The organism is Dehalococcoidia bacterium (genome assembly GCA_041653995.1).
Lineage (GTDB): Bacteria > Chloroflexota > Dehalococcoidia > GIF9 > UBA5629 > CAIMUM01.
The window spans coordinates 264,555-284,405 of record JBAZEK010000002.1; the positions used below are offsets into that span (position 1 = coordinate 264,555).

18 protein-coding genes are annotated in these 19,851 nt (G+C 59.2%); 10 read left to right on the forward strand and 8 right to left on the reverse strand.

The window, feature by feature from the left end; translation table 11 throughout:
- The first annotated feature begins 35 nt into the window (after positions 1-35).
- The 3 genes from WC359_07430 to WC359_07440 all read left to right on the forward strand — a co-directional run bounded on the left by WC359_07430 (position 36) and on the right by WC359_07440 (position 7,109).
- Positions 36-3,167 (forward strand): PD-(D/E)XK nuclease family protein, encoded by a 3,132-nt coding sequence (locus WC359_07430; protein MFA5400252.1) that lies wholly within the window; start codon positions 36-38, stop codon positions 3,165-3,167.
- Entirely contained in the window at positions 3,164-6,445 is a 3,282-nt protein-coding gene (locus tag WC359_07435; protein ID MFA5400253.1) for a UvrD-helicase domain-containing protein, read from the forward strand. The genes WC359_07430 and WC359_07435 overlap by 4 nt, the downstream gene beginning before the upstream one ends.
- A gap of 91 nt (positions 6,446-6,536) precedes the next feature.
- Positions 6,537-7,109: a YIP1 family protein gene (locus tag WC359_07440; GenBank protein ID MFA5400254.1), complete on the forward strand. Its 573-nt coding sequence runs from the start codon at positions 6,537-6,539 to the stop codon at positions 7,107-7,109.
- A 13-nt stretch (positions 7,110-7,122) separates the two neighbouring features.
- Here the strand turns inward: WC359_07440 and WC359_07445 are convergent, their stop codons facing one another.
- Complete coding sequence (locus WC359_07445) at positions 7,123-7,407, reverse strand: putative quinol monooxygenase (protein ID MFA5400255.1); 285 nt, start codon at positions 7,405-7,407, stop codon at positions 7,123-7,125.
- A 103-nt stretch (positions 7,408-7,510) separates the two neighbouring features.
- Positions 7,511-8,641 carry an MBL fold metallo-hydrolase gene (locus WC359_07450; protein ID MFA5400256.1) on the reverse strand — a complete coding sequence of 377 codons (1,131 nt, stop codon included), beginning with the start codon at positions 8,639-8,641 and terminating at the stop codon, positions 7,511-7,513.
- 119 nt (positions 8,642-8,760) lie between these two features.
- Between WC359_07450 and WC359_07455 the strand changes: the two genes are divergently transcribed.
- Positions 8,761-9,300: a hypothetical protein gene (locus tag WC359_07455; GenBank protein ID MFA5400257.1), complete on the forward strand. Its 540-nt coding sequence runs from the start codon at positions 8,761-8,763 to the stop codon at positions 9,298-9,300.
- A gap of 101 nt (positions 9,301-9,401) precedes the next feature.
- Here the strand turns inward: WC359_07455 and WC359_07460 are convergent, their stop codons facing one another.
- The 3 genes from WC359_07460 to WC359_07470 are packed head-to-tail and all read right to left on the reverse strand — an operon-like array spanning position 9,402 to position 11,504.
- Complete coding sequence (locus WC359_07460; protein ID MFA5400258.1) at positions 9,402-9,950, reverse strand: dual specificity protein phosphatase family protein; 549 nt, start codon at positions 9,948-9,950, stop codon at positions 9,402-9,404.
- A gap of 15 nt (positions 9,951-9,965) precedes the next feature.
- Positions 9,966-10,316 carry a DUF5684 domain-containing protein gene (locus WC359_07465; protein MFA5400259.1) on the reverse strand — a complete coding sequence of 117 codons (351 nt, stop codon included), beginning with the start codon at positions 10,314-10,316 and terminating at the stop codon, positions 9,966-9,968.
- A gap of 30 nt (positions 10,317-10,346) precedes the next feature.
- Complete coding sequence (locus tag WC359_07470; GenBank protein MFA5400260.1) at positions 10,347-11,504, reverse strand: uroporphyrinogen decarboxylase family protein; 1,158 nt, start codon at positions 11,502-11,504, stop codon at positions 10,347-10,349.
- Between the two features lie 223 nt (positions 11,505-11,727).
- Between WC359_07470 and WC359_07475 the strand changes: the two genes are divergently transcribed.
- The 3 genes from WC359_07475 (at position 11,728) to WC359_07485 (ending at position 15,665) form a co-directional block, all read left to right on the forward strand.
- A complete protein-coding gene (locus WC359_07475; protein ID MFA5400261.1) occupies positions 11,728-12,321 on the forward strand; it encodes a LytS/YhcK type 5TM receptor domain-containing protein in 594 nt (197 codons plus the stop codon).
- Positions 12,322-12,451: 130 nt separating this feature from the next.
- Positions 12,452-14,170, forward strand: coding sequence for a pyruvate/oxaloacetate carboxyltransferase (locus tag WC359_07480; protein MFA5400262.1), 1,719 nt, complete (start codon positions 12,452-12,454; stop codon positions 14,168-14,170).
- Between the two features lies 1 nt (position 14,171).
- Complete coding sequence (locus WC359_07485) at positions 14,172-15,665, forward strand: acetyl-CoA carboxylase biotin carboxylase subunit (protein ID MFA5400263.1); 1,494 nt, start codon at positions 14,172-14,174, stop codon at positions 15,663-15,665.
- A gap of 93 nt (positions 15,666-15,758) precedes the next feature.
- Here the strand turns inward: WC359_07485 and WC359_07490 are convergent, their stop codons facing one another.
- Positions 15,759-16,067 (reverse strand): hypothetical protein, encoded by a 309-nt coding sequence (locus WC359_07490; protein ID MFA5400264.1) that lies wholly within the window; start codon positions 16,065-16,067, stop codon positions 15,759-15,761.
- A 138-nt stretch (positions 16,068-16,205) separates the two neighbouring features.
- Between WC359_07490 and WC359_07495 the strand changes: the two genes are divergently transcribed.
- The 3 genes from WC359_07495 to WC359_07505 are packed head-to-tail and all read left to right on the forward strand — an operon-like array spanning position 16,206 to position 18,866.
- Positions 16,206-17,078: a YihY/virulence factor BrkB family protein gene (locus tag WC359_07495; GenBank protein ID MFA5400265.1), complete on the forward strand. Its 873-nt coding sequence runs from the start codon at positions 16,206-16,208 to the stop codon at positions 17,076-17,078.
- A 53-nt stretch (positions 17,079-17,131) separates the two neighbouring features.
- Positions 17,132-18,334, forward strand: coding sequence for a polymer-forming cytoskeletal protein (locus WC359_07500; protein ID MFA5400266.1), 1,203 nt, complete (start codon positions 17,132-17,134; stop codon positions 18,332-18,334).
- 13 nt (positions 18,335-18,347) lie between these two features.
- Positions 18,348-18,866: a ribonuclease H-like domain-containing protein gene (locus tag WC359_07505; protein MFA5400267.1), complete on the forward strand. Its 519-nt coding sequence runs from the start codon at positions 18,348-18,350 to the stop codon at positions 18,864-18,866.
- 65 nt (positions 18,867-18,931) lie between these two features.
- Here WC359_07505 and WC359_07510 read toward each other — a convergent pair whose 3' ends face one another.
- Both WC359_07510 and WC359_07515 read right to left on the reverse strand, forming a co-directional pair.
- The gene (locus WC359_07510) at positions 18,932-19,270 is read right to left on the reverse strand and encodes a hypothetical protein (GenBank protein MFA5400268.1); all 339 of its coding nucleotides are present in this window, start codon (positions 19,268-19,270) and stop codon (positions 18,932-18,934) included.
- 196 nt (positions 19,271-19,466) lie between these two features.
- Positions 19,467-19,808 carry a hypothetical protein gene (locus WC359_07515; protein ID MFA5400269.1) on the reverse strand — a complete coding sequence of 114 codons (342 nt, stop codon included), beginning with the start codon at positions 19,806-19,808 and terminating at the stop codon, positions 19,467-19,469.
- Positions 19,809-19,851: the final 43 nt, after the last annotated feature.

Here is a 19,851-nt window from a genome sequence, read left to right on the forward strand (position 1 = left end):
GGCAGCCCCTGGAAATCTGCAGATGGGGACATTCCTTGTTAAACGCACTCGTTAAGAAACACAAAAAGGGCGATCTCTCCCCTCTTACCATCATCGTACCCACCACCTATGCCGGCCTTTCCCTGCGCCGCAGGATGGCTGAGGACAGGGGACTGGTCAACGTCCGCTTCATGGCCCTGCCCCGCCTGGCCGAATATTTAGGCGCGCCTTCGCTGGCGGCGCAGGGCAAATCGCCGCTCACGCCCATGATCCGGCTGGCGGCGGTCAGGCATTTCGCCCGCGAAATGACGGCCGTACCGCCCCTGGGCGCCGTGTCGCTTCACCCGCAGTTCCACCTTTACCTGAGGCAGACTTTCAGCGAATTCAATGGTCTGTCCGAGAGCGATTTACACAGTCTGGAGGCCTCCGGCGACGTGGTGCGCCAGGTCGTGGACTGGTACAGGAAATATATCAATCGACTAACGCCGTTTTACACGCGTGAGGAGCTCTACCGCGCAGCCGCCTCCGCCGTAAGGGACGGCACAGCCGGTGGGGCCCTGCGCGACCTGGGCTTCATCATTTTCTACGGGATTCCCCGCTTCACGCGCTCCGAGAGGGAGCTTATCGCAGAACTGGCCCGGGCCGGACTGTGCGAGGTCGTTCTTCCGATCACGGGGGAACCGGAAGCCGACAGGTCGGCGATGCTGGAGGCCGAAAAACTGAAGGCGTGCGGAGCGCCGGTGCAAATACGCCCCTCCTTCGGAAATAGCGGCGCGGGCGCAAGCCATATGCTGGTTTCGCCCAGCGCGACCGAAGAGGTGCGCTGGACTGTCCGCCGCATCATGCAGGACGCAGAGGCAGGACTGCCTTTCCATCGCACGGCCTTGCTTTACCGCAACTCAGACCCCTATGCATCCATAATCCAGAGTCAGTTCTCCGCAGCCGGCATCAAGCTGTCCGGGCCCGACCCGAGGACGCTGCGCGATACGCCGGCGGGCAGGCTGCTGACCGGCCTGCTGGACGTTCTGGCCGGCGATCTCGACCGCGCCCGCCTGATGCACTGGATCGCCGAGGCGCCTGTCAGCGCCAAACAGGGCCTTTACCCGGCATCGTCCGAGCTGGTCCGCTGGGAGGTGATATCCCAGGAGGCCGGCATCGTCTCAGGCCGGCGGTCCTGGGCCGAGCGATTGACCGGCTACATCGAGAGCAAAAAGGCCGAGCTGGACGACCTGCGGTCGGACGAGGAGGCCAGCCCGGCCCGCATCGCGGGCAAAGAGGGGCAGGTCGAATCCGCAGCCAGGCTGCTGGAGTTCGTGGGTGAAGTTGCCTCGCAGAAGCCGCCGGCAGAGGGCAGGCCCTGGAGCGAGTTCGCTGATTGGGCGCTGGCCATGCTCGAGAAGTTCGAACACCGCCCGGATGAGTGGCCTGAAACAGACCGGGAGTCTCGTGAGCGCGTGTGTGAGACCATCGGCGACATGAGGGGATTGGACACCATTGAGGACGGCACGACCCTGGCCTCATTCCGCCAGATGCTGGACGATATGCTTGCCGCGGCGGCCGATAAACTGGGCAAGGTGGGAAGGGGTGTCTTCGCCGCCCCTCTCAAGATGGCCCAGTGTATGGATTTCGATACCGTTTACATCCTGGGCATGGCCGAGGGCGCCTTCCCTCCGGCCAACGCCGATGACGCCGTATTGCCCGACGCCGTGCGCGCTTCGCTGGACATGGAAGACGCCCTGCCGCTGAGGTCCGAGCGCAGGATGGAGGAGCGCAGGCTTTTCCTCGAGGCGCTGGCCTCCGGGCGGAAGCGCATCCTGTCCTGCTGCAAGGCAACGGCCTCCAATGAGCGATCTCAGTATCCTTCGCCGTGGTTCGTAGCCGCGGCCTCGGCGCTGAGCGGCAGCCCCTTGAGCACTTCGGCGCTGGAGAAGATGGGCAGCCGTCCCTGGGTCACCATCGTTCAATCGCCCCGGCACGGGCTGAAGCTGGCAGAGGGCACATCCTTCGCCGATAAACGTGACTATGAGCTGAGCAGCCTGGCACGCTGGCACGATGCGGGCAGGCCGGTCCGGGACCACTTCCTCAATCCGCCGGGCAGCGCCGGCAGGCGTGTCCTGGACATGGAAGACGCCCGCAACAGCACCCGCCTCACCGCCTGGGACGGCAATCTGGCAGGGGCCAGGCAGGCCAGCCAGAGGTTGAACATCGTGGACGGCGCCGCTTTTTCCGCCACGCGGCTGGAGAAATGGGCCGGCTGTCCCTTTAAATATTTCCTGGAGAACATACTCAATATTGTTGTGCTCGATCCCCCCGAGGAGCTGCTGGAGATCGATCCCATGGAGCGAGGCTCGCTGCTCCACAGGGTACTTGAACGGTTTCACAACGAGTGCTCGTCCGCCGGGATCGCGCCGGCCCACGGCGCCCCCTGGCAGAAAAAGCATCTGGCTCTGCTCACCGGCATCGCCATGGATGAGTTCGAGGAGGCCGGCAGGCGCGGAGTCACCGGCCATCCCCTGCTCTGGCAGGCGGCTCAAACCGAAATGCTGCACGATCTTTCCGTCTTCCTGCAGGAGGACAACGCCCTGCGCGCCCGGAACGTTTCCAAACCCGAGTATGCCGAGTACAGCTTCGGCATCGACGGCGATGCAAGGTCCCACGCCGCGCCCCGCGTACGGCTGGCAGGAGGACTCACCATAAGCTTCCGCGGCAAGATAGACCGCATCGATTTCAATCCGGGTCGCAGCAGGGCCTGGGTGATCGATTACAAGACCGGCAAAGCGCGCAACCTGGACGTGTTCAAAAAAGACATGCTGATCGGCGGTACGCTGCTGCAGCTGCCTGTCTACGCCCTCGCGCTGCGCGCCGGCATGGACGAGGATTGTGTGATCGAAGCTATGTACTGGTACAACACGGGCCGCGGGGGCTTCAGGCGCATGGAGGTCCCTCTGGCAGAGGTCGAGAACAGATTCCGGGAGTGCCTGGACGTGATCATAAGCGGCATAGCCGCCGGCATGTTCGCGGCCAATCCCGGCCGCATCGAAAACGAAGACTTCGGAAGCTGTGGCTGGTGCGATTTCAAGCGCATTTGCCATTCAGACCGCCATATACAGTGGGAGAGGAAGTCCGGCGACCCCGCGCTGCAACGTTACCTGCGCATGCAGGATATCGAAGGGGATTTGAATCCATGAACAACCTGCCGCTTACGGCCGACCATGCTTCCCGCCGCAGGATATCTGAAAACCTGCAGGAAGGGCTCTTCGTCGAGGCCGGCGCCGGCACGGGGAAAACCACCGAGATGGTTTCACGCATCGTCAACCTGATCAGGCAGGGCGTGACCACCATCGACCGCCTGGCCGCCATCACCTTTACCGAGATGGCGGCCGCCGAGCTGCGCGACCGTGTCAGGCGCGGCCTGGAGGAGTATGCCCTCTCACCCGGCGCCTGCGAAGAGGAGAAAAAGCGCTGTCGGGAGGCGGCCGCCGATATGGACGGCGCCAGTATCCAGACCTTGCACAGCTTCGCCGCCTCTCTGCTGCGCGAGCGCCCGCTGGAGGCGGGGCTGCCGCCCAACTTCCGCATCGCGGAGCCCATCGAGGCCGACATACGTTTCGAGGATAAATGGCAATCGTGGCTGCACGGTGAATTGCTGACCGGTGATACCGCCCTCGAGCTGCTCAGATTGATCAAACTGGGATTGAAAACAGGCCACCTGCGCGCCGCCGCAATAGCGCTGCAAAGCAACTACGACCGCATCGGCCAACCCTTCGACATTCACCCGGCGCCGCCGCGCCGGGCGGTGGCGAAAGTGGTCGAATCCCTTCCGCTGATGCAGAAACTGTGCAGCCTCTGCCTGGACGAATCGGACAACCTCTATCAGCATATGCAGGGTGTCCTCAGCCTGGGCGCCGCGCTTTCCTCCATGCAGCCGTCCGATGATTACGCCCTGATGGCGCTGGCCAGGGGCGGCAAGCTCAAACAAAGCAGGGGCGACAGAAAGAAATGGGGCAACCTGCCGTCCGGCGAGAACGCCTGCAGCGAGCTTAAGGCCCTGCTGGGCGATCTGGAGGAGGCCCGGCAGGCCGAGATCGAATCCGTCAAACAGGCCGGGCTGGCCGTCCTGCTCGAAAAGCTGCGCCTGGCGGTGCTCGCCTACGCTGACGAGCGGCGCGCGGGCGGCGTGGCCGAGTTTCACGACCTGCTGGTGTGGGCGCGCGATACGCTGCGCGATAATGCGTCCGTCAGAAAGCACTTCCAGCATAAATACAGCCGGATACTGATCGACGAATTCCAGGACACCGACCCTATCCAGGCCGAGATAGCCTTTTACCTGACATCCGGGCCTGCTGAAGGCGGCCGCGACCTGGCCGAGAGCGACTGGAAAAAGCTCAGCCCGCTCCCGGGCAGGCTCTTTGTTGTGGGAGATCCCAAGCAATCCATCTACCGCTTCCGCCGGGCCGATATCGCCACGGTGGACACGGTGCGCGGACTGATGGCGGCCGGCAGCGCGCCGCTGACGCACAACTTCCGGTCGCAGCACACCATCATAGCCTGGGTCAACCATGTTTTCCAGAGGTGGATGGTCGGCCGGGAGGGCGTGCAGCCGCCCTACATGAATCTGGAGCACGCTCAGATGCCGCCGGAATCGCAGCTGGAGCGCTGCGTGAAATATATCGGAGGCTACGTTGAAAACGAACGGGCTGCTGTTAGGCGCCGGGAGGCACAGGAGGTGGCGCTGCTCCTGCAGCATATCCGGACGGGGGGCTGGCAGGTCAGGGGGACGGACGGCGCGCTGCGGGACGCTGAATTCCGGGACGTCTGCATCCTGATGCCGTCGCGCACCGGCCTGGCGGCGCTTGAGCGCCAGCTTTCAGAGGCGAGGGTCCCCTACCGCATCGAGAGCGAGTCATTCATACTGGGCACGCAGGACGTAAAGGAACTGCTCAATTGCCTGCGGGCCATCGACTCGCCCGCCGACCAGGTTGCGCTGGTGGGCGCCCTGCGCTCATCGGCCTTCGCCTGCAGCGATGAGGACCTGCTGCTGTGGGTGGAGGGCGGCGGCAGGCTCGATTATATCGATCCCGGCCGGGGAGAGGGTATCGTAAGGGATGCCCTGGCGACGCTGCAGAGTTTTCACGTCGGGCGCGGCTGGCTGCAGGCCGACCGGCTGATCGAGAATTTTATCGAGGACAGGCGCTTATCGCAGTCCGCCTACGGGCGGTCCAGGCCGCGAGAGAAGCTGCGCCGCCTTCAGGCCATGGTCGACCTGGCGCGGGCCTATGCCAGGGTGGAGGGCAGTTCGCTGCGGGGATTTTTGGACTGGATGGACCGTCGTGCGGAGGAGGGGTCGCGCATGGAGGAGGCGCCCGTGCCGGAGGCGGACGAGGACGCAGTGCGCATCATGACCGTCCACGCCGCCAAGGGGCTGGAGTTCCCCATCGTGATTATGCTCGGCCTGGACGACCGCCCCAGCGCCCGTTTCTCCAGCGTGATCTTCGACAGGTCCGGAGGCTGCGAGGTCCGCCTGGGCAGCGGCGCCGGCGAGTTCAAGACGGCAGGCTATGACGGGCTCAAGGACATCGAGAGAGAGGCTGAGGAAGCCGAGCGTGTGAGGCTCAAATATGTTGCCGCCACGCGCGCGCGCGACCACCTCGTGCTCAGCCTTTATCACTCGTCAGAAAAGACCGATGCGGCCGCAATTCTGGGGCACTGCGAGGGCGCTGCGGACCTATGGGGGGAGATCGACCTTTCCGGCGTGACGCCTTTTCGCCCGGACGCCGAAGCCGTTGCCGATGAAAAGGATGATGGTAAGCCCGAACTGGATAGATGGAAGGAACGGCGCGCGCTCGTACTGGCGCAATCATCCAGGCCGGCGGCCGTAGCTGTAACCGACCTGGTGAAGATGTCCAAGGAGGAGGCCGAGGGCGGGGAGGTCTATTACCGCACCGGGCGGGGAGGCAGCAGCCTTGGCCGGGCCGTGCACAGCGTGCTGCAGAGCATCGACCTGTCCACCGGCGCGGGCATGCAGGATTTCAGCAGGGCGCAAGCTGCCGCGGAGGGCATCGCCGGCCGCTGGCAGGAGGTGGCCAAAATGGCCGGTAACGGCCTGCAATCGGACATCGTAAGGCGCGCTGTGGCATCCGGCAATTACCACCGCGAGGTCTTCATCAGCGCAGCGGTCGACGGCAGGCTGCTGGAAGGGATCATGGACATTATCTTCGAGGAGGAGGACGGTCTGGTCATCGCCGATTATAAGACCGATGCCATCGATAAAGAGGATGAGCTGTTGGAGAAGAGGGATATCTACGAACTGCAGGCGGGCCTTTACGCCCTGATGGCGCAGGAGGCAACGGGCAGGCCGGTCAAGCAGGTGGTGCTGCTGTTCCTGAGGACAAAAAAAGAAATAGCTCCGGGGGATATCGATCGACTTATCGCGGAGGCGAGGACAAGGGTGGCCGGCGTCAAATAAAACCCCTGTAAAACGAGGATGCCGCAGGCTGAATGCCTCGCCGTTGCCATGCCTGTTATAATATGCCACCTAACAAAAAAGGAGGTTGATTATGGCATCAGGACCATTATTCCAGAGAATGTTGCGCGCAGCCAAACTGGAATCGCAGCTTTACGAGGAGGTTGAGTCCGATTCCACCGCGACCGGTCAGGCGTTGCTGGTGGTCGTGCTGGTCAGCGTCTGCTCGGGCATCGGATCAGGCATCTCCGCCGCCATGAAGGGAAGCGAGACCGTGTCCGGCTTCTTCATCGGGCTGGCCACCGGCATTATCGGATCGCTGATAGCCTGGTTCGTCTTCTCACTTCTCTGCTTCTGGCTGGGCACATCCATCTTCAAGGGGCCCAACACCAAGTCCTCACTGGGAGAACTGCTGCGGGTACTGGGCTTTGCTTACTCGCCGGGCGTGCTCAACATATTCAGCTTCATTCCGTTCATCGGCCCCATTATCCCCTTCGTGACCTGGATATGGACGATCATAGCTGCCGTGATAGCGGTCAGGCAGGCCTGCGACTTCACCACCGGCAGGTCTATCGGCACGGTCATCGTGGCCGCCATCATACCCATCATCATCATCGTGCTGCTGGGTGTGCTGATCGGCGGAGCGATCGCGGCGGTCAGCTCGTAAACCGCGGAGCGGTTTATATTTTCTCGTACATGGCGATCTCGGCCTGCCCTTCCAGGAAAGGCTTGATCGCCCTGAACATGTCCTTGAAATGGGGCGCTGACGAGTGGAAGGTCAGCGCCTCGTTGTCTTCATACTTCTCGTAGAAAAAGAAGATATCGCGGTTGTCGGCGCGCCTGTGGACGCTGTAGTCGATGCAGCCCGGGTCCTTGAGGAATTTGGGCGCGAAACTCTGGATGGCCTTTGCCATCTCGTCTCCCTGGCCTTCCTTGGCGCGCATAGTTGCGGTTATTACGATCATTTTACCTCTCCCCCTGCCCCCTCTCTCAGAGAGGGGATAAGCTTTTTACTTAAAAAGGATCGCCTCCCTCGTTATACTCCCCCTGCAGACACGCAATGACAGGTCAAATAAACTGCTGAAAGAACTTTTTATAATTATCATTGCCGGTTGAGCGGGATTTGAACTCGGGGCCGCCGCCGGCCCAGGCGATATCGCCGTGCATGGCCAGCAGCTCCAGGTGGCTCATGACCTCGCGATGCGACAGATATTTGCCGAAGCCTTTGCGCAGGCGAGGCTCGAAAAGCTCGATGGATATCTGATCGAGATCGAGGACGCGGCCATCCAGTATCTTCAGGATGTTGCCGCAGCGCTCGACGTGGAAACGCAGTATCTCGGCGGCGCGTTCGGCCGGCTTCAAATAGTGGGGCTCGCCCCTTTCGTACAGCCGGTGGCCGGGCAGGAGCAGCTCGGTATGCGCGCACTGCTTCTGCAACTTATCCAGCGACCGTATATAGGCCATTAAACCGTAAGCGCTGTTATCATTGCCGTAGCCCTCGGGCAGTATACGCCTGTTGCAGTAATACTCCAGTACGAGTGAGGGATGCGGTGTGATGGACGCCAGCAGGGTGTCGCCGCTGAAGACCACCTCATCCTCGAAGATGGCGCAGAGGGAGTCAGGCGAATGACCCGGCGTGAGCAGGAAGCGGAAACGGTTGTCGGGCGAGGGCTCCCCTTCGCTGATACGATGTGTGACCTTTATGTTGCTGCGCTTGCGGTGATAGGGGCGGCAGGCAATATTGAACTTATCCGGCATCAGGCAGGTGCGGCAGGACCCGGGAAAATCCGGATGGGCGGCGCCGTCGTTTATATCCTCATGGTAGGCCGCCATGTTTTCAAAAGCGAAATGCGCCCACAGCTCAGCGCCGCCGTCGGCCAACATCTCGGGCAGGTTGCCGTCGTGGTCCTCATGTCCGTGAGAGATGATGACGCGTTTAATATCCTTTACAGCGAAACCGGCCTGGCCGAGCAGATCGGTCAGCATGTCGAATTTGTCGAACTGGCCTGTATCGATGAGAGTCGTCTTTTCGCCGGTCACCACGTAGCACCAGCTCGGGCCGAGGCTCCAGTCCCCGCCCGATTCATAGAACAGCGGCGCGCCCAGGCAGTAGATATCGGTACCGCGGCGCGTGCGGTATTTCATGATGACGCCCTCGCCGCCGGCTTTGCCCTGCTTTATAATCTCGAATTTCTGCAATGGATTACCTCCCTAGCCAACAAAGTCGTATTGTAAAGCTTTTTGACGAAGTGTGTCCAAAATTTGCTAAAATTAAGGCAGAACCTCTGCACGGAACGTTTGATAAGGAGGTGACCGCCATGGAAGACAAGATCATCAGATTCATCTCCAAGCTTAGCTCCGATAAGGTGCGCCTCACGGAGCTGATCGCTCATTTCGCCCACGACGTATCCGGCAATGACAAGGAAACGCTCATCTACAAAAAAATATTGCCAGCGCTGATCAATATGGAGAAGGAGAACAGGATCAAGCTGTCCTGGGACATGCTGCTTACGCGCTACCGGTTCCCGCGTTATATCTACTTCGCTGCGGATGACAGGAAGCAGCCGGTTGTGACGGGACGGCCCCTCTGGCAGGCGGAGATCGAGGATATACTCAAGAAAGATTCGATCCTTTACCGTAAGAAGGTGCGTGAGCTGCGCCTGCAGGACAAATTTGACCGGTTCCTCAAGCGCTACGAAAAGAGCGCAGACGAGATCTCACCCTCCGAAGACTGGATAAAGGTGATCACGGCAATTATGGAGAGCAACCTGGCGCAGTACGATGTCATGCGCGCCTGCATCGAGGCCTTCAAGGCCGGCGCGGTATGGGAGAAGTACAGGCGGGAACTCGAAGGATAGACATCTCGCAGTCATTGCGAACGCAGTGAAGCAATCTGGTATTGGGAAATAACGCTACACAGGATTGCCGCGTCGCCTGCGGCTCCTCGCAATGACCTGATTCAGGAAGGTGTGTTCATTTCCCTGGCCACGGCCAGCAGCGCCATCATCTCATCTTCCGTGACCTTGCCGCGGCGCACGGCTTCCTTTGGATTGCGGTTCTGCTCCTCCACCATGCGGATTGCCTTGCGTTCGGACACGCGGTCATGGAAGATCAGCCAGGCGGCCAGCACCAGGCCGGTCCTGCCCTGGCCGGCCGAGCAATGCACCACCGTCTTCTCGCCCCTCTCCATCGAGTTGTAAAGAAAATACATTATGTGGCGGAGCGCCTCGCCGGTGGGAAGCTGCATATCGGGAGTGGGCGCCCACAGCACGTTGTCCGGCTTGAAGGCCTCCGCGTAAAGGCCCAGCAGTCCCCCTTCCACCGGATAGTATTTGAGCTCTTGTTCGGGCAGCAGGCAGACGACGCGCCGGATGCCCTGCTCTTTAATGAAAGTAATCCAGTCGTCCACCACGTCCCGGTGGATGAACTTGCCGGGGTTCCCCGGCCGCTGCGAGCCGAAGACCAGTTTTTCGCCCTTCGCAGCCGGCCCGAATCCATACTCAGCCATATGATACCGTGTCTCTTAATCGGAAAAAGCTATGACGCCGATGATAACCAGGTTCACAACAGGCACAATGAAGAGCAGGCCCCACCAGCCCGGCTTGCCCCTGGCCTCGGAGATCTTCCACCACAGGATGACCAGGAAGATGATATTGACATAGGGGATCAGGCAGAGCAGCAGCCACCACCAGGCCTTGCCCGCGATCATGCACATCAGATATATATTGGCGATGGGTATCCAGGCCAGCCAGCCGTTGGGCGTATTGGTTTTCCTGGCTATCGTCTGCAGGCAGACAGCCACATAAATGTAGCATGCGATGCCGATGATGATCCATAAAGCCATCATCCAACCATCGTTAGGTGCTTGGTACATATCTACTTACCTCCTTGGCAGGATTATATATCACGCGCTTACATCGTTACAATGACCGGCATAGGTATGACTGCGGGCGGTTTCCAGCATCGCTTTCACATTTTCGAATTTTGCGTCGATGGGGCACTCGCAGCCCGTGCTCATAATAAAGCCGCCGTCCCTGCCCACGACTTCGCATAACTTACTGCAATAATTGACCACTTCCTCTTCCGTGCCGAGCGCGAGCAGAGATGCCGGCACATCGCCCATGATGCACATGTGGCCTTTCAATATCTCCTTGGCCTTGAAGATATCGGTCGTGCTGTCCAGCTCGCAGATGCATTTGCCCCGCGGCAGGTCTTTAAGATAGGGGAGATTGAGCGTCCAATCGGTGTCGAAATGAAGGATGCTGATCAGCCCGGCGGCTGCGAAAGCATCGGCCATCTTTTTGATGTAGGGGAAGCCGAACCTTTCAAATATCCTGAGCGGATAGAAACTGCCCGATCCACGCTCCAGTGGAAAGAACACGTACTTCAGGCCCGTGGCGGCGGTGTCGTCCAGCACGTTCCGGATCAGGTCATCCACCATGGCGTCCATCACCGCCTGCATCTTGTCCGGCTGCCTGTAGAGGTCCAGCGTGAACTGGTTGAGCGTCCTGGACAGCGAGAGGATCATGGTGGGATCGCAGGTGGTTGCGCCCGACATCACCGGCACGCCTTTGTCACGCCATATATCGACATGCTCCATGTATATTTTAAGCAGCTTCTTCTGGGTGGCATCGATTTTCTCCAGGGGACGTCCCGTTGCCCTCGGCAGGAACTCGGCCAAAAATCCGTTCCAGCCGCGATTGATTATGGTCTCATAGTCCTCCCGGGTGAATATCTCCATCTCAACAGCCTGCAGGGCTTCATGCTCCCCCGCCTGTTTGCCCGGCACCCGCATCGGCATGGGCGCCGCCGAGATCTTCCAGCTCGAATTCACCCATATGAGGTTAGCGGCAAGCTGCCCATCCCAGCCGCCCAGGGCATCGAACGTATCCGCCAGGGCCTTGATAGTGGTCTGCGGGTTCCTGTATCCATCGCTTTGCGGTACACCCTGATATCTGAGGGCAAACTGGGCGATCAGAGGGACCGTCGGTACCCTGTCCGGGATCCCCGGTGATATGACGGTCTCAATGCGGTTGGTCCTTGTTATCAGGTTTTCTTCCACTTTACTCGCTCCCTGCATATTGTATACGGTGCTGCAAATCAATCAATCATAACTAAACTGAATGGTCTTATCAAACTTAACCCTTGATATGATGTCCGCCCCGGCGCAAAACACATTCAGAACGCCGTCCCGGACACCCGGGTGGACATCCCAGAGCTTCAAATAAACGCTGATCTGCACTATAATTAGCAGGCCAAAATCTTATATTCGATCAGGAGGTTCCATGGAGCTCTCAATCTGGGGTATCGTTCTCAACCTGCTGGAACAGGCCTGTCTCGTTATAGTCGTTTTTTACCTGCTGTTCCAGATCAGGTTCTTCCGGCGCATGCTGGAGGGAAAGCCCAATCTGCTCGACCAGCTTATACTGGCCGTAATCTTCGGTGCACTGGCCGTCTACGGCACCTACAGCGGCGTGCAGACGTCCGGAGCCATCGCAAACATCCGTAATCTCGGCCCGATGATCGCCGGATTCCTGGGCGGCCCCTGGGCCGGCCTGGGCGCGGGACTGATCGGCGGCGTCCACCGTTACTTCATGGGCGGCTTCACCGCCGTGCCCTGCGCGCTGGGGACCATAGCCAGCGGTCTGATTGCCGGCATAATCTATGCGCTGCTCAAAGGCAAAATCGGCGTCTGGAAACCGACCCTCTATGCGTTCCTGATGGAATGTGCGGACATGGGCCTGCTGCTGGTGATGGCCCAGCCCTTCGACAAAGCCCTGAACCTTGTGTCCATCATAGCCGTGCCCATGATTCTGGCCGATACCGCCGGTGTGGCGGTTTTCGCTTTCATGCTGAGCAAACTTAAGTCGGTCCGCTGAAGATGCGCGCCGGCCGGCGCCCCGGTTAAACAAACAGTTCAAGGCGAATTGACGGAAGCGTCCGGAAATCCTTATCATTATCGGGTTGGCCGTATTCAGGCCGGCAGCTAATGTTGGAGAGGACCGGACGATGACTATAAAGATAACGGATACCACCCTGCGCGATGCGCACCAGTCGCTGATCGCCACACGCCTGCGCTCGCGTGATATGCTGCCCATCGTGGAGAAGATGGACAGAGTGGGATTCTTCTCGCTCGAGATGTGGGGCGGCGCCACCTTCGACACGTGCATCCGCTATCTCAACGAGGACCCCTGGTTCCGCCTCAAAGACATCCGCGCCATTGTAAAACACACGCCGCTCCAGATGCTGCTGCGCGGGCAAAACCTGGTGGGCTACCGGCACTACGCCGACGACGTGGTCAGGGAATTCGTGCGCCTTGCCGTCAAGGACGGCGTGGACGTCTTCCGCATTTTCGACGCCCTCAACGATATCAGGAACATGGAGCTGGCAATCCAAGAGTGCAGGAAATACAAGGTGCACGTACAGGGCACGATCTGTTACACCATCAGCCCGGTCCACAACGAGGAAGGCTTTGCAGAAATGGCCCACCGGCTGGAGGAGCTGGGCTGCGACTCCATCTGCATCAAGGACATGGCGGGGCTGATCTCGCCACCCGGGGCCGCCTCACTGGTCAAGGCCGTTAAAAACAAAGTCAAAGTCCCGGTGGATCTTCATTCCCACTGCTCCAGCGGTATGGCGCCCATGAGCTATCAGGCCGCAGCGGAGGCCGGCGTTGATATCGTTGATACCGCCTTCTCCCCCTTCGCCTGGGGCACCTCCCAGCCGCCCACCGAGAGCGTAGTGGCCGCATTTCAGGGCACGCCCTGGGACAGCGGGCTCGATCTGGAGCTGCTTTACGAGATAGGCGAGGACTTCGCAGCCATGGCCGGAAAGTACCGTTTGCTGCTCACCGCCGAGGCCACGCGCCCCAGCGTCAACGTGCTGCTGCATCAGATACCGGGCGGCATGTATTCCAACCTGATCAGCCAGCTGCGGGAGCAGAATGCTCTGGATAAGATGGGCGCCGTCCTGGAGGAGATACCAAAGGTGCGGGCCGATCTCGGCTATCCGCCGCTGGTGACGCCCACCAGCCAGATCGTGGGCATCCAGGCCGTGCTCAACGTGCTCAACGGCGAGCGCTACAAGAAGGTCACCAAAGAGGTCAAAGACTATTTACTGGGTTATTACGGCAGGCCGCCCGGCGAGATCAATGCCGAGGTACGCAAGATGGTGGCAGGGGACAATAAGATCATCAGCGCCAGGCCGGGAGAGCATATCGAATCCGAGCTGGCGAAATTAAAGGATGAAGCCCGTAAACTGAACATTCTGCATAAGGAGGAGGACCTGATAACCTTCGCCCTCTATCCGCAGGTAGCGGTCAAATTCCTGCGCGGCGAGGGCAAGGAGGAGGTGCTGGGCGGGCCGGCGCCGGCCGCAGCGCCCGGCCAGTCGGCGCCGGAGATACCCAACGAGTTCAGCGTAGATGTAGACGGCGAGGTCTTCAATATCAAGATAACCCCGGTGATGGGCACAACCGTGGATATCAGCCGCAAGGCCAAGGACAAAGAGATACCCAAGGGCGCCGTGCTCTCGCCCATGCAGGGTATGGTGCTGACCGTCAAGGTCAAGGTGGGAGACAAGGTCAAGGAAGGGGACACCGTGGTGGTCACCGAGGCCATGAAGATGCAGAACGATGTGCATACACCCCATTCAGGTACGGTCAAGGAGATCTTCGCCTTCAACGGCGAGATCGTGAATAAGGACGATGTCCTGATGGTGATCGAGTAATATGCTGAAGAAGGTACTGGTGGCCAACCGGGGCGAGATCGCCATACGGGTGATGCGCGCCTGCCGCGAGCTGGGCATCCGCACGGTGGCCGTTTACTCTGAGGCGGACAGGGACGCCATTTTCGCCAAGTACGCCGATGAAGCCTACTGCATCGGCGCTCCTCCGGCCATCGAGAGCTATCTCAACATCAAGAAGATCATCGCCACCGCTAAAGAGAGCGGCGCGGACGGCATACATCCGGGATACGGGTTTCTGGCCGAGAATCCCAGCTTCGCCTATTCCTGCGAGCGTGAGGGCATCAAGTTCATCGGACCCTCCAGCCGCGTCATCGAGCTGATGGGCAGCAAGATAGCCGCGCGCAAGGAGATGAGCAAAGCCGGCGTGCCCATAACCCCGGGCACCAAGGACGCGGTCAGCGAGTTCGAAGAAGCGAAAAGGATAGCCGAAAAAATCGGCTATCCCATTATAGTCAAACCTTCGGGCGGCGGCGGCGGCATAGGCATGACCATCGTTAACAGCGAGGCCGACCTTAAAAAGGGCCTGGAGAGCTCCAGCAAGATAGCCGCCAGCACATTCGGCCTGCCGGAGATATACATCGAGAAATACATCCAGAGCCCGCGCCATATCGAGGTACAGATACTGGCCGACGCCCATGGCAACGTCATCCACCTGGGGGAGCGCGAGTGCTCCATACAACGCAGGCACCAGAAGCTGATCGAGGAAGCCCCCTCACCCGCTCTCACACCGGAGTTGCGCGCCAGAATGGGAGAGGTGGCGGTGCGGGCGGCCAGGCAGATCAAATATGAGAACGCCGGCACCATCGAGTTCATCTTCTCCCAGGGCGAGTTCTATTTCATGGAGATGAACACGCGCATACAGGTCGAGCATCCTGTGACCGAGATGGTGACGGGCATCGATATCGTCAAGGAACAGCTGCTGATCGCGTCCGGCGAGCGTCTCAGTGTGAAGCAGGAGGACGTTAAAATGAACGGGTGGGCCATCGAGTGCCGCATCAACGCCGAGGACCCGCTCAACAACTTCGCGCCATCACCGGGCAAGCTGCGCGGCTATCGCTCGCCCGGCGGCGTGGGCATACGCGTCGACAGCGGCGTGCACACGCGCTATACCGTCTCACCCAACTACGACCCCATGATCTCCAAGCTGGTGGCCTGGGGCCGCAACAGGGACGAGGCTATCGAAAGAATGCGGCGCGCCCTCTATGAGTACGTGATCGTGGGTGTTAAGACCAACATACCCTTCCACAAGGCAGTCATGGAGAACGCCCGCTTCCGCAGCGGCGAGCTGGGAACGCATTTCATCACCCAGGAGACGACGCTGATCGACGATATGCAGGCTATTATGGCCAGAGAGAAACCGCTGGAGGAGAAACTTTCCCAGGTATTCGACGACAGCAAACGGGCGGCGGCGGTGGCGGCGGCGGTGGCCTATACTCAGGCCGCACAGAAGGGCGCCCGCGGCACCGCGGACTCATAATTTTTTCGCCCGTCATTGAAAAAACCCGGCGACGAAGTTGTCCGCATATACCACAGCAGATTGCCGCGGGCCTGCGGCCCTCGCAATGACTCGTTACTTATCGGCGGGAGGCTTATCTCCGCCGCTGCCCTTGTCGGCATCCTCGGTAAAAATATCCGCCACGTTCTTGCCGAATGCCTGCGCCGCCTTGCCGACGTCCTTGAACTTGGCCCTGACTTCATCGTCTTTGAAGCGCTCGTGCAGGGTTTCGGCTGATTCTTTAGCCGCCCTGCCCAGGTCGCGTGCCTTCTCTTTCAGCTTCGGGTCGTTGAATATCTGCCCCATCGCATCGCCCAGGGCGTCGAACATATCGCCGAGGTTATCCGCGGCGGACTTTTTTTGATCTTTTTGCTGTTCCTCCATGACAATCCTCCTTATCGGTCCACTGCAATCTATTCTACTGTAAACAGGCACCTTTGCCTAAAGCCCGCACCTCATCGGTGAAATCTGATAACATATAGCCGCTCCCGCTGTTGCCTATTTATATCTGAGGAGAGGTCCATGAATTTATGGGCGGCCGTTAAAAACAACCGGGCGATCTCTTTGCTGTTGACCACGTATGATGAGTTCAGCGCCGATAACAGCAGGCTTCTGGCGGCGGCCGTAGCTTACACCCTGTTGTTTTCATTATTTCCCTTCGCACTGGCGCTCTTTTCCATAGTCGGCTTTCTGATGTCCTCGGAAGAGGTGGAAAGCCAGGTCATCACCGCCCTGGGCACACTCATTCCCGTGGCCAGGAACCTGATTGTAACTACCCTGGAGGGCGTGATCAGGGCACGTGGGGCGACGGGGATTATAGCATTATTGATATTCATCTGGAGCGCGCTGTCCTTTTTCGATGCACTGCGCAACGCGCTCAACCGCGCCTGGGGAATGCCGTCCGGCCAGACCTTCGTCAAAGGCCAGCTTCTCAATATCAGCATGCTGGTACTGGCCATCATAGCCCTGCTGACCTTCACCTGGCTGACCACCACCGTCCAGTATATCCATGAGTCCCAGATGCAGCTGTGGATCTTCAAATTCACCCGCACCAGCCTTTTCGCCAGGCTGGTTTTCATGCTGTTGAGCGGCACACTGGCGTACGGGGTGATACTCTTTCTTTACCATTACATTCCCAGCAACCGCCCCCGGTGGCGGCATATCTGGCTGGGTGCCCTGCTGGCCACCATCGGCTTTGAAATCGTCAGGTTCGCCTTCGTCTGGTATGTGAAGAACTTTTCGCAGTATAACCTTGTCTACGGGCCGATCAGTTCGGTCATCGTGCTGCTGATGTTCATCTACCTGACCGCCTATGTGCTGCTCTTTTTCGCCAGGTTCAGTTACGTGAAGATGCGGCGTGACATCTCGCGTAATACAGGAACTGCCGGAGGTTGAACGGCCTGCATAATTGTGCAAGAATAATCTAATCCGATTAAAGGAGGCAGGCTATGTTCGCAAAAGCAGGCAGGTTCCTCGCACTGCTGGCCGCAGTGCTGACAATTACATTCCTCCTGACTGTGCCGGCCGCTGCTGCCGATGTTCGGCAGGGCCAAATTCTGGTCATCCCGGCGGAGGAGGTCGTCAACGACGACCTTTACCTCTTCGGCTCGGGCATTACGATTGACGGCGCCGTCAACGGAGATGTCATCGCCTTCGCTGACCACATCAATATCAACGGCCCGGTCAACGGCAACTTCAACGGCGCCGCCAATTACATCACGGTCGATGGAAATGTGCGTGACTCCTTCCGCGCTGCAGCTTCGACCATTTATATCGACGGCAACATCGGCGGAGATATTGTGGCCGCCGCTTCGCAGATCAATGTTACGTCCACCGGATCGGTGGGGAGGGACTTCCTGCCTGCGGCGGGTACGGTCAATGTTGGCGGTCCTGTGGGTAAGGACATACGCGGCAGCGCCGGCGATTTGATCATCAACAGCAGCGTGGGCGGCAATGTTAATGTAGAATGCGACACTCTCGAGCTGCAGCCGTCCGCCAGCATAGCCGGCGACCTGACCTATAAATCCAAGAAAGATGCAGTACAGGCCGAAGGGGCCAGGATCGCGGGCAAGATAGACCACATAATCCCGCCGCCGCCCGAGTCCTCAACCACCGGCCAATCCGCAGGCCAGGTGGCAGGCCTGGCGGCTTCAGGCATCGTCATATTCTTCGTGATATTACTCATACTAATTGCCCTGTTCAAGTACGTCGCTGCGCTGCTGACCGGCATTGTCTTTATACTGCTGGCACACAGGCACCTGTCTGCATTAATTGAGACGCTGAAAAGCAAGCCCTGGCCCTGCCTGGGTTACGGCGCCCTTTTCTTCGTGCTGGTCCCGATCGCCATAGTAGTTGCATTCATGCTGATCATCGCCATACCTCTCGGGCTGATCGGACTGGCCGTCTGGGTCCTGGCCGTGTACCTGGCCTCCATCTTCATTGCGCTGTTCATCGGCAAATGGATGCTGCGGCAGAGCGCCGACAACACGGCGATAGGGCCCAGCATCGGGGCGCTGGCCCTGGGCCTGCTCGTCTTCTATATAATCTCCGTCATCCCGTTTATCGGCTGTCTGAGCGACCTGGCGGCGGTACTCTTCGGCCTGGGCGCGTTCATCCTGTTCATCAGGACAAAGGCCGGCTGCAGCGCATAAATAAGGATCAGTCATGATCGGCTACCCGGAAGCGTACCTGGATATCGAGACGACAGGGCTGTATGCGCACGAAAGCAGGATAACCGTCATCGGCATTTATTTCTGCAACGGCGACGACGGCAGGCTTGTTCAGCTTTACGACAGCAGCCTCTCCCGCGATAACCTGCTTGACACCATGAAGGGAACCGAGCACATGTACACCTATAACGGCAGCCGCTTCGATATCCCCTTCATCCGCACCTGCCTGGGACCGGATTTAGAGCTCATGCACCGTCACACCGACCTGATGTACAGGTGCTGGGACCACAACCTGCGCGGAGGCTTCAAGCGGGTGCTGCAGCACCTCGGCATATCCAGGGAAACCGAAGGGCTGAACGGTATGGACGCGATCTGGCTGTGGGAGAAGTATAAAAAACACGACGATCTCAATGCACTCGATCTGCTGCTCCGCTACAACCGGGACGATATCGTTAACCTCAGGCAACTCAGGGATGCGCTGGCCGAGATCGGTCCACCGGATCAGCCTCAATAGAATAAACGGCAACACAAAGGGGCCGGCCATTATGGCCGGCCCCTTTAAATTCAGATTCCAACAACTTATTTGACTATTTTATCCAGCTCTTTGATGTGGGTGTCAATGCCCTTGCCGAAGAGCTTCAGTACGATCGGCTCGCCGTTGCCGTACTTCTTGTAGACGCGGCAGGTCTCGCAGATACTGGTGTCGCGGCCGGTGGCGCCCTTGTCGTCCAGCTTGCAGTAGGTGCCCTCGATCTCCCAGCAGGGGAGGAACTGGTATTTATCGACGGGGCATTCGCTCTTGATCATCTCGGGGCAGTTGCAGAGCTCCCAGCACGGCGATTTATCCGTCCAGAAATTAACGCCTTTCTCCTCTTTTACCGAGGTCTCTTTATTAACCTTCGCTTTAGTTTCAGCCATTGTATTATCCTCCTTGTTGCAAGTTCAGTACTCTTTTGTACGTTTACAATTTAACATGCACGCTGCGCAGCGCCATCCGCTTTAACGCTTAATCTGCTTTTGCGCAAAAGCGCAAGTGTCAGCGGGCTTTGCCGACCATAAAAAAATCCCCCCTTCCTGAGAAGGGGGGACGCTGTCCCGTCTATCAGGATTAAGTTCAGAGCGCCTTAACCTTTTCCAGTGCTTTCAATGAGGTGTTGATGCCGCGGCCGAGCAGCTTCAACTGGATGGGCTGGCCGCCGCCGTAGCTCTTATAGATGCGGCAGACCTCGCAGATGCTGGTGTCTTTGCCGTCCGCTCCGTAGTCGTCCAGCTTGCAGTAGGTGCCTTCGATCTCCCAGCAGGGCAGGAACTGATATTTGAACGCCGGACACTCGGCTTTCACCATGTTGGTGCAGTGCGACATCTCCCAGCATGGAGTCTTATCGGTCCAGAAATTGAACGCTCTCTCCGCGCCGACCTCAGGTGCCGTTTCAACTTTCTCTATTGTCTTCGCCATTTTGTTTTCCTCCTGTCCCTGGTTCTTCTTCAGGCTACTTATA